At 38.3% G+C, this 11,359-nt stretch carries 10 protein-coding genes; 5 read left to right on the top strand and 5 right to left on the bottom strand.

Annotated elements, in window-relative coordinates:
- The first annotated feature begins 4 nt into the window (after positions 1-4).
- From ACQ96U_RS19190 to ACQ96U_RS19170, 5 genes are all read left to right on the top strand, one after another.
- The gene (locus ACQ96U_RS19190; protein WP_431722880.1) at positions 5-1,489 is read left to right on the top strand and encodes a TolC family protein; all 1,485 of its coding nucleotides are present in this window, start codon (positions 5-7) and stop codon (positions 1,487-1,489) included.
- A gap of 40 nt (positions 1,490-1,529) precedes the next feature.
- On the top strand, positions 1,530-2,312 hold the full coding sequence (locus ACQ96U_RS19185) for an efflux RND transporter periplasmic adaptor subunit (RefSeq protein WP_431722879.1): 783 nt from the start codon (positions 1,530-1,532) through the stop codon (positions 2,310-2,312).
- Positions 2,313-2,314: 2 nt separating this feature from the next.
- Positions 2,315-3,688: an efflux RND transporter periplasmic adaptor subunit gene (locus ACQ96U_RS19180; protein ID WP_431722878.1), complete on the top strand. Its 1,374-nt coding sequence runs from the start codon at positions 2,315-2,317 to the stop codon at positions 3,686-3,688.
- Entirely contained in the window at positions 3,685-5,751 is a 2,067-nt protein-coding gene (locus ACQ96U_RS19175; RefSeq protein WP_431722877.1) for a site-2 protease family protein, read from the top strand. The genes ACQ96U_RS19180 and ACQ96U_RS19175 overlap by 4 nt, the downstream gene beginning before the upstream one ends.
- Positions 5,752-6,076: 325 nt before the next feature.
- Complete coding sequence (locus ACQ96U_RS19170) at positions 6,077-6,400, top strand: hypothetical protein (RefSeq protein ID WP_431722876.1); 324 nt, start codon at positions 6,077-6,079, stop codon at positions 6,398-6,400.
- Between the two features lie 123 nt (positions 6,401-6,523).
- Here the strand turns inward: ACQ96U_RS19170 and ACQ96U_RS19165 are convergent, their stop codons facing one another.
- The 5 genes from ACQ96U_RS19165 to ACQ96U_RS19145 form a co-directional block, all read right to left on the bottom strand.
- A complete protein-coding gene (locus ACQ96U_RS19165) occupies positions 6,524-6,865 on the bottom strand; it encodes a hypothetical protein (protein WP_431722875.1) in 342 nt (113 codons plus the stop codon).
- Positions 6,866-6,937: 72 nt separating this feature from the next.
- Positions 6,938-7,270: a hypothetical protein gene (locus ACQ96U_RS19160; protein WP_431722874.1), complete on the bottom strand. Its 333-nt coding sequence runs from the start codon at positions 7,268-7,270 to the stop codon at positions 6,938-6,940.
- A 352-nt stretch (positions 7,271-7,622) separates the two neighbouring features.
- Positions 7,623-8,690, bottom strand: a complete 1,068-nt coding sequence (locus tag ACQ96U_RS19155) for a transposase (protein ID WP_431722873.1) — start codon at positions 8,688-8,690, stop codon at positions 7,623-7,625.
- A 113-nt stretch (positions 8,691-8,803) separates the two neighbouring features.
- The gene (locus ACQ96U_RS19150) at positions 8,804-9,049 is read right to left on the bottom strand and encodes a hypothetical protein (protein ID WP_431722872.1); all 246 of its coding nucleotides are present in this window, start codon (positions 9,047-9,049) and stop codon (positions 8,804-8,806) included.
- Positions 9,042-11,359, bottom strand: a 2,318-nt coding sequence (locus ACQ96U_RS19145; RefSeq protein ID WP_431722871.1) for a zincin-like metallopeptidase toxin domain-containing protein, incomplete at its 5' end; no start/stop codon positions are given. The genes ACQ96U_RS19150 and ACQ96U_RS19145, both read right to left, overlap by 8 nt.

The following is an 11,359-nucleotide window of genomic DNA, read 5'->3' as shown; positions in this document are numbered from 1 at the left end:
CAGCATGTTGAAAAACAAGAAAATAGTCCGTTTACAGCTTTCAAGTTTATTTATTGCCATAGCAGGCTGTAGTATTCAACCTGTACCCTTTACCGAACAGGAACACTCTGCACGGATTACAGAAGATCAACATGCTCTCGCCATCCAACAAATTAAAATTAATGGGGTGTTAACGCTAGAAGATGCCTTTCAACAAGCGTTAAAGTATAACCTTGATAAACGTGTTGCGATGATGGAAGGAATGCTTGCTTCCAAAGAAATGGAAGCAGCCAAATACGAAATGCTACCTGATTTACTAACCAAAGCTGGATTTAATCATCGCACCAATATTGATGGATCATCTAGTCGATCAATTGATACTGGACAGGAAACTTTAGAGCCATCAACATCCACTCAACGTGATGTAGGAGAAGCCAGTCTGGAATTAAGCTGGAACGTATTGGACTTTGGTTTATCTTACATTCGCGCCAAACAACAGGCTGACCGTTATTTACTCGCCAAAGAGCAAATTCGTAAAATGTCTCAGCAAATATTGCTGGATGTGCGTGCGGCTTATTGGCGTGCAGTCGCCCAACAGCGTATTATGGATTATATAGAGCCTATTTTAGCAAGAGCAGAAAAAGCCTACGACAACACTGAGCAAATTCGTAAAAAACGTTTGCAATCTCCTTATAAAACACTGGTCTACCAACGTGATTTATTAACCATTATTCGTGAATTACATATTCTAAGAAAAAATATTCTTCACGCAAAAGCTGAACTGGCCAAACTTATTAATGTTTCGCCAAGCACTAAATTTCGTGTAGAAGCACCAAGTCCTGAAGAGCTTTCTATCCCTGCCGTGGCAATGTCAATTGAACAATTAGAACAACATGGTATTCGTTACCGCCCGGAATTAATCGGAGAAGCCTATAAAGAGCGCATATCAGCCGATGAAGCAAAAGCCGCTTTACTTGAATTACTACCTTCTCTCAAACTGAGAGCAGGAGGTTATTACAACAGTAATGATTTTCTGGTCAATCAAAACTGGGGAAATCTTGGTCTTGATTTAAGCTATAATCTGATGGGATTATTTGCTGGCAATAAACGCAAAGAGTCTGCAGAACTCGCGGTTGAAGTAAGTAAAGTCAGAAGACTAGCAATGCATATGTCGGTACTGGCACAAGTTCATGTGTCTTGGCAGAGTTATCAACAATCCATAAAAGAGTTTGAAAATGCACAACAATTCGATCATGTTGAATTACGCATTGTAAAACACCTACGAGCTAACGCTCAAAAAACTAAAATTGGTGAAAATGAAGTACTCCGTGCAGAGCTTAATTACCTGCTTGGACAACTAAGACGTGACCTGAGTTATGCCGATGTACAGTATGCTTATGGCCAATTACTACTTGCTGCAGGAATGGAACCCCTTGAAAACACACCAGAATTAACCAAAGCCAGTATTAACAAGCAAAGCAACCAGCTTATCTCACAGATTTATTACTGATTTAATGTTACCGGTCAGGATGTTAAAACGAAAAATGGCAATGAAAGTTAATATATTAAACCCACATATTGGTAAATTAATATTTACGTTATTAATGTGTGTACTTACTACAACTAATTATGCAGCTGATAGTTCACTGCGCGGCATAGTCCAGGCTAAGCAGCGCTCTATTTTATCGGCTTTAGTTGCAGGACAAATAACCCAATTACCACTTCAAGCCGGGCAAACATTTAAACAAGGTGATTTACTTATGGCACTGGACTGCCGCCATTATCAAGCGGCTCATAAAGGGGCTAATGCTGAATGGCGAGCTAAACAAAAAACCTTTACTAATAATCAATCACTACAACAGTATAACGCCATTGGCAAACTCGAGGTTGAGCTTGCTCGCAGTGAACGAGATGTAGCAGAAAGCAAAGCAACACAAGCTAAAGTTACCGTTGAAGGGTGTAAAATTAAAGCACCTTATGCTGGTACTGTTGTAAAAACATTTACCCAACTTTATCAGACAATCAATGTTGGAGATCCTGTTATAGAGATTATTGATAATAAAAATTTATCTGTTGAAATGATCCTACCTTATCAGCATTATTTTGCTACTCATCCTGGGGATAAGATTAACTTTATTATTGATGGACAACCCAATAGCACGCCACTGAAAATTACTCGACTTGCTCCCGTCATTGATACCGTCAGTAATACTTTTCGCGCTTATGCCGACTTCACCAATTTATCCCCATCACAACCTGTCTCTCCGGGTATGACGGGTATCATTATATTAAACAACAAACCCAGTACGACAACCTCTCAATTACAGCCTTAGCAATGAATGCGTCATTACATGCTCACTTAAAAGATAGTCATAATCCTAGAACATTACCTGTACTGTCTTGTTATCACCAGTTTATAAGTACACTCTATGAACAACATTCCAAAGAAACAATAGCCTCGCAAATTACTTGTCCGCCAAGTCAGCTATTAAACTACGATCTTATATTATTTATTGGTTATAAAAATAAGCAAGTCTTCGTATATAGTGTAAGTCATAGCCAGCATATCAATCAAAAAGCACCGCTCATTCATGCAGCAAGGAAATTAATACAGTCTAAATTAATAAGCAATAAACACTCAACATATTCAATTAACCAGATTTCAGATCAGTCATTACAAGCAACATTTAACAAATCAGGATTAAATCAGTTTTATTGGTCTCCTTTTAATACAGGAAAGAAATACTTTGGAGGGCTACTTTATTGCCGGCATACACCCTGGTATCGATCAGATGAAGAGATGATTCAACTATTAAATTACCATTATCTTTTTCTTGTCGAGCAACACCATTTTGGCAGTTTAAAAACATCTAACTCTAGCAAAAAAAGAACTGTAAAATATCTTAGTATATGCACAGCACTCATATTAATCATGATGTTGCCTATTCGTTTATCTGTATTAGCCCCTGCTGAGATTGTTCCACAAACGCCAATCCCTATTACTTCTCCCTTAACAGGGATAATCAATAAAGTGTTAGTCAAACCAAATCAACTGGTTAAGCAAGGTGATATTTTATACCAATATGAACCCGTTGAATTGAAAAACAACTATCAAATAAAACAGGAACAACTCCAAGTTGCTGAGTCACGCTATAAAACGGCGCTACAAAATACCCTTGTACAATATAATAACCAGGCATTTGCTCAACAGAAAGCAGAGTATGAATTAGCCAAAGCCCAGTTAAACCTCGCCAAAGAGCAGCTGGCATTTATCCATGTTAAAGCACCGAAAAATGGGGTCATACTATTTAGTGATACCCAGGCATTGATTGGTAAACCTGTCAGTATGGGTGAAAGGATTATGTATTTAAGTGATCCCAATGACACTGAACTTTCTATATCACTTGGCGTACAAAATTTTACTCCGTTAAAAAAAGGCAATGAAGTACTTTTCTTTCGCAATGCAGAAGCAACAACGCCCATTTCTGCACAATTAAGCTCAATTAGCTATTTCCCTGATGTAAAACCAGAAATAGGTTTAAATTACCCACTTCGTGCACAATTAACCCTTAACGATAATGAGTTTAAAAATGAGCAAGTTCGCATAGGCCTACAAGGCACTGCCAAAGTGTATGGTGAACAAGTAACACTCTTTTATTATCTGTTCCGCCGTCCACTTACTGCAGCTCGTCAATGGTTAGGTTTATGAGTGAACTACCAGCTTTGCGCCAAGAATTACAAATCCAACCAGGCCCAATGACCGCACATGGCTTACCCAGTTGGACATTATATGATCCCATACAGCACAAATACTTTCGCTTAGATGAAACGGTATTTACTATTTTAGCGCAATGGAGTACATCCCCAACTAAAGAAACATTGCTCAAAAAATTAGCACGGTTCACCATTGATGAGCAGCAACTTTCAACAGTAGAACAATTTTTAAATACACATCAGTTAATTAAGCACGCTAAAAAAATATCAAAACCAAAATTAACATGGCATGATGCATTACTAAAATTATGCTTCTTTAACATTTCATTATTCCAACCGCAAAATGCTTTACAAGCTTGGTTACCCTACTTTGGTTTTATATTCAGTAAATATTTCATAGGAACCTGGCTCATTTTAACCAGTTTAGGTTTATTCTTAGTAAGCCACCAATGGGATCAATTTACACACGCCTTTAACTATTTATATCAACCATCAGGGTGGTTATTACTCAGTATTTGTCTCATTTTTCTTAAGTTTTGCCACGAACTTGGACATGCATTAATGGCAACTCGTTTTCAGGTGCCCGTAACCTCAATGGGTATCGCCTTTATCGTTTTCTGGCCTCGTTTTTTTACGGATACAACAACAGCATGGTCACTTGCATCTCGACAACACCGACTGGCTATCTCCTGTGCAGGCGTCATGGTAGAGTTAATCATTGCAGGTTTAGCATTATTTATCTGGTCATTTTTACCCACTGGCCCTTTCCAGACTTGCCTTACCTTTATTATAACAACCAGCGTTGTCATGACGCTTCTGGTCAACCTTAATCCATGCTTGAAGTTTGATGGGTATTACTTTCTCGCAGATGTTATTAATATTGATAACCTGCAAAGCAAGTCATTTGCACTTGCTCGTTGGCAACTACGTCATTTAATTTTTGGTGCCCAATATCCAGAACATGTACATCACTTCCATACCCATAGAATATTTCTTATCAGCTACGCCTGGCTTACTTGGATTGTACGCTTGGTTTACTTTCTAGGTATCATCTATGTTGTTTATAACTTTGTGTTCAAAGCACTAGGGATTATTCTTTTTATTGTCTTAACCTTTAAATTATTGCTTATGCCTATTTTTAAAGAAATACAGCTGTGGTTTACCCATTTATTACCCACTACGTCAATGTATCGTAAATTATGTATCAGCAGCTGTATCGCTATACTCCTTCTAATATGCGCTATACCACAGCAATGGTCTATCAAGTACCCTGCTGTTTATACTCCTCATGAGTCAATCAAACTATATCCTGTTATGCCATCTCAGGTCAGTGAAATAAATATTTACGAAGGTAAACAAGTACAAAAAGGTGATATTTTAATTCGTTTTACTAACACCCAATTAAATTTGGATATTGAATCAACTCGCGTTACTTTAGCGGTTATTGATGAGCAAATTCGTCTAATAATGGGTTCAAAAGAACACCTTATTCAGTACGAAATCTTACTCCGACGTAAATACGAAGCAGAAACCAAACTTTCAGGATTAGTCAAAAGTAGAACATTACTGACAGTTCATGCGCCATTTTCAGGGAAAATATCATGGGTAGATCCTGCACTCACAGAAAAGATGTGGATAAATAACAACTACCCTTATGCTCGTTTATCCAGTGAAAACCATGGTCAACTCAATGCCTTTATCACTGCAGAAGATTTACAATTATTTCAACCAACTTCAGCCACTTTCTACCCAGAAAGCCCGGAATTAACTCCACTACCAGTAACCGTCATGGAAGTAGGGTCAGTCAATTTACTCGCCATAGATGAACCTTTGCTTCAGTCTACATATGGAGGAGATATCCCTATAAACCAAGATCAACAACAACAAAACAGCCCTGTTACCAGCATTTATCCACTGCAAACATCACTAAACAAATCCCCTGAATACCCCATCATGCGCTTAAAAGGTACCATTGTTGCCAAAAGCAAACCAGTGAGTCTAGCTGTTCTTGCTTGGAAACGAGTGCTTTCTATTTTACGTAGGGAAGTGAGTATCTAAGCTGTTTTCAAACAGTTTTATAATATATATGTCACTCATAGAAGAAGTACTCTATATAAGCAATATATAATGATCACCTAATTTAGCATAACAAACAAAAATGAATACCATACATAAATAGCAATATAGCCAAGAACTTAGCTGTCACTAACAACTATCGTTTAACAACAAGTAGCTAGTGGATAACTATTTTTTCTTCGACATAATGAAAATACCACTTATAATGCCCCTTATGATTTACAAATATGCTGTAATTAAGTGAGTAAACTATATAAATCACAAGGCACCAGTGATTTATTTTTCCAATACAATTGAAGGAAAAACAATGAAAAAAATATTTTTATTTTTATTTTTATTTCTTTGTACAATTTCATTAATGGCAAATTCTGAGCCTAATTATCAAAGTGGTAAAATTGTGAACCTTACAGCGATAACGGGTGGTATTATGATCATGATGGATAAAGGACTACCTGATAACTGTGTAGGCTCGCCATATGGATGGATGCTAATAAAACAAGAATACAGTGCAATGACATCCGTTGTTATAGCAGCATGGGCTTCAGGAAAAACAGTTGGAACCGTATATACTTCCGGAAGAGAAGATGGACAAGGTTACTGCTTAGTCACACAATTTGACCCTGATAACTAGTTTAGGATTATAAGACCCTGTAAATATTTCTGTTTGTCTTAACATACTTAAACTCAACACTCCTTATTTATAACAAGGAGTGTTGAGAGTTCACAACTATCTACTTCTGATTATAAATTGATATCAGAACTGAAACATGTACCTTGCCCGCAGGTATTCTTTATTACCTGAATCATCACCACATGTCCCTAAAAATTTCACATTTGATCCTGAAGCTTTAGCTGACATTGCAAGGCTCAAGATCGCTTTTGCTCCCTTATCACTTTCTTTCATAAAGGCATAAACTGCATGTGGACAGCCTTCAGCTCCCCAACCATTTTCATTATAAAAATAATAATTCACCTCTCCCCCTTGGGAGCTAATACCAACTTGGATACGATCTATTTTTTTCTCTGCAGTAACATCGTTTGCTTGTAAAGATAACGATATAGCAAACAAAGTAATCATTAAAACTAATTTTCTCACGAGCGCTCCATATATTCCTTTACTAAAATAAAGAGTATTAATATAAACCATATAATTGATACACGTCATTTATTAACGGATTGCAATATACCCAATACGACAAAAACCATTTTCATCCTTTGAGCTATAAATTGTCACTTCAGCTTGAGCAAACTTTGCAGCTAATAATGCGCTTACATAAGTATCATATATTGGACTGTTGTCAGTCTTTTTTAAGTAAGCAAATCTATGATCATTTTTACACATAGAAGGAACGCCTTTTAGTATCACCCTAAAAGTCATATCGTCTGTACTGCTCACATCAATTTGCTCAATTTGGCCTTTAACAGTACCATCCCAAACTTTGTCAGCAAGCGTGATTGTAGAAAATAGCCCGACTAAAACAGCAATAATAATTTTTTTCATACCAATAATACCCTACCACTGACTCATTAAACCGCCAATGGATCTATAAAATCATTTAAAAGTTGAGGAATTATACTTGAAGAATATCCAATATTCATTCAAATCAAGAAGAATAATGCAAGAAAAGTTCTTTTATTGAAAATAATAAAAGAACACCCACTATTTATATAACTAAAAGTCAACCTAATATCAGTAACTCAAATGATCTTGATCGAGGATGTGAAACGCAGCTTTTGAAATAAACTGTCTGCGGCAAAACACATAAGGGATGAATTCGCTGCTTGTTCAACGACTATTCAGTGACTGATACTAAACTAAAGCATCATTATAACTTATAACAACCTACTGCAGCTTATGTATATATGCTTTGTCCAGAAAATAGCTGCTTAGCCAAACTTATTCCTTTAATAAACTTACGTTGCCATTGCTCAGCTATTTTTTGAAAATTATTCTCTGTTCCTATCACATCAATAAACCTTTTTTCTTTTCGACTAACATAAACCAACAACTCATCTTTATTGATATTCAAACGTTCCAGTATAGGGGGATGCAGCTCGCTGATAGCACCTCTTTTATCATCTCGAATAGCTCTTCCTAACCAGTCCACCAGTTGCAAATAGTCTTTTAATGTAAAGGGTATCGTAGTTTTTTTATGCTGTTTTTCATGACCGGAAAATCGCAATAAGGGTACAACAGGAGCAGCTTGTTTAGGCAGCTTAGTGGTCCTAACAATACGTTTATTTGATAACGTTTTTTTCTGCTCCCTTTTTTGTTGTCGTTTTACCCACGCCATCATCCTCGCTTGAATGGAAGTAAAATCGGATGCTTCAGGTGTCTCTGCCATACCCGCACGCACGGGGTTTAAATCTACATAACTCATGCAGGTTATTAATGCCGCTTCATCCAATAATGCTTGGCTTTTAAAGCGCCCTTCCCAAAACCGACCTTTACAACCATCTTCATCATTGGCCCATCGAGCAATAGGTTCATTTAAACAGCGCATAAACCAGGATAAATCAGATAACCGCTGCCGCCATTGCTGCACAATATCATTAACCACTTTTAATTCAGCTTTATCCAGCGTCGCTCCCGCTAAAAAACGCTGAATCATGGGTGGTCCGTGGTATAACTTCCGCCAACGACGAATGACTTCATCATCCGTCCATTGTTCTGCCTTTTCCTTATTAATACGAACCACTAAATGATAGTGATTTGACATCACCGCATAGGCACATATATCAATGGCAAACACCTTAACCAGCTCGGTGAGTCGTTCAACCAACCAAGCTTTTCGGTGATCAAAGTTTTGACCCGTTACCCGGTCATCGCCGCACAAAAAAGCACGACGCACACACCGACATATACAATGATAATACGGAGTATCCGCCACACTTACTAACTGACTTCGTGGCCGTGTCATCCTTAAACTCCCACTCAAAACTGACTACTTTATAGCCAGAAGTATAGACCTACACACCTGGCTATTTTTTGATCATAGTCAAATCTTGGCTGTCCTCTTTTTTTCGCTGCTACTCATAAAATGTCTGGAATCTCAGTTTTTCCATCAGGGTAGACAATTACACTCAGAATATCATCGAAACCTTCTGGAAGACCTTCAATTTTAAAGTATACAGTCCACTTTTCGGGGTAGCGGTCCCCTGTATACTGTCCAAGCTCTCCCTCTTTGTTATAATGCACACCATGTACTTTTGGCAACTCCTTAACTCCTGAGTCTTTAAGAGCTTGTTCCGCAAGATCAATCGCTTTTTCATTATTCATTGATAACCTTCCACCCTTTTATCTGATGCTTTTGAGCAAGATCATTTATATACCATGTTGCATGCTTTATCTCATCAGCATTAAATAAATGCTTTTGATTAATTATTTTTTCATAAACCCGCCGCTCTCTTTCAAATACTCCAAGTTTCATATATTTTTCATAGCCCAACTCTATAAAATCTCTAGCATGCTTTAATTCATGTGTTACTTCATATCTAGTTGCACCTCTTCTAAGATATAGTTTTTTTTCTGATGGGCTAAACCCTCCTCTATACTTTTGACCGCTTTTTCTACCTAAAGCATCCAAATAAGCATCAGAATTTTTAACTAAAGAAACTCCATTCTTCTCAAGTTCCTTTTTTATTAAATACAGCTCTCGTCTTTTGATTCTCTCTCCACCTAAATACCCTTTTCCACTTACAGGCCTCTCAGCTCGCATCAGCCTACTTTGATTATATGACTCTTTCCTCATTGATGTCTTAGAGGACATATAATCAACAAAGCTATCAATTTTACTATCTATTTTATCTAAGTGCGCCCATAAAACATCACGTGTAGAAAGTACTTTTTTTATTCCACCAGCACTTCTTAAAGATTTGCTCACATCTTTTACTACGTCAACAGCATTCCCAATAACTTTAGGCGCCTTTATTGTAAGAGCAAAAAGTCCTCCAACTAATGGTAATGTATTCAAAAACTGTGTTGTTTTTAAGTCACCATACCTTTCAATCATTTGATCTGTTGAAATTAAACCCAGCGCATACGAAGACTTTAATAATATTTCTTCTTTATCAAGAGCAACAGTTTGCCCAGCACCAACCGCGTTTCCTATATAGGGGGGAATTGTAGCCAAATCAGCAAGTAAAGAAGTGCTACCAACAGTATTTAGCTTTTCAGTTGTTAAAGTGGTAAAAAATGAAGCCACTTTATCTTGAGAGTGATTATCAACATTAAGTACTCTTTCTGAAATATCATTTGCGTATTCAGCTGTAGATCTAACAGAACCAACAAGACTTTTAACTAAGTCCTTTTCATTCAATGAAAGAGCTTTTAAATCTTGCAATCTTGAAATTTTTGCAAAAATAGAGTTATATCCATTTAGCTTCATATCATCAATAACAAAATTTTGAAACTCTTGCTCATTTTCAAGACGATCAGCTATATATAAAAGATCTTGACTGTATTCTTGAAAAGTTTCACCTATGATTTCTGCTTTTTCTGAATAACTTAAGTTTTCAAAATTATCAGTACTTTCAATATTCTCAAGTAAGGGATCAAACTTATTTAGTCTTTGTTCTATTTCTAAAAATCCTTTCCTCCTCTCTGAAATAATAGTTTCACTGCTTTGAGCCAAACTCGCCTGCTTATGCTTAACAGCCTGTTCCTGATGGATACGAGAGTTTCCTTGGCGCTGCTCCATAAACTGCCAATTGGTGCTAAAGTGACCTTTAATCGCACCTGTAATCGCGCTAGAAGACACATTGGCAAACTCAAACTTCCGGCCATAAATTTTAGAAGCAACTGCTTCTTCTACAAGCGCACTCGTCGCCGCTCGAGTAGCTTCTTCCTGTGCGATTTCCCACTGACCACTATCTGGGTTAAGTTCACTTTGACCATTGATATTTCTGCTAATACCCGTTGAAATCACAGAAGCAGCAGTCGAGCGCCAATCAAACTTCTTCTGGTAGCCAATTGCCTGCTGAACACCTTGTACAGCAAGATTACTGATTCCCGCTCTTGCAACCGCCTGCCAGTTACTAACCCCTTTTGAAGTGCCAATAATATTTGCAACAGCAGGACTCGCCTTAGCCAACTGACCTAGCCCATGCCCTACACCTGCCGATATAGCCGTAGTGACACCGCTCTTAAGCGCTTGCTTAAAGGAGATACCATCTTGTACTCCCATCGCAACACCAGCCATTTGCCCAGCCAGTGAACCAACAACGCCCCCCGCAAATGCGGCTGTCGCAGTTGCAGCAAAGCCAAGCCCTGCTGAGCCAGCCAAGACACTTGCCCCCAGAGACATGGTTCCAAGTGTGGTTGCACCAGCCGTGGCAGCCGCGCTGCCCGCAGCAGCCATAGCAGCGCCTGCCGCCCCCGCCGTAAAAATAGTGGCTGCAATCGCAACAACAGCAATTATGACGGCCGCACCACCACAACCGCCACCCGCGGGTTTAATCGGCGGCGGTGGCATATCCGGTAACGTCGGACTCACATCACCAATCGCCACCCCAGCGTTATAGGGGCGGAAGGTACTGCTGTTATTGTGGATATTGGTGACTTTGTTCGGCACCGTGAGGAAGGTGCCCG

This window comes from Zooshikella sp. RANM57 (assembly GCF_050749885.1).
Taxonomy (GTDB): Bacteria; Pseudomonadota; Gammaproteobacteria; order Pseudomonadales; family Zooshikellaceae; genus Zooshikella.
Note: the sequence above shows the minus strand (reverse complement) of the source record. Positions and strands in the feature narration are given on the sequence as shown.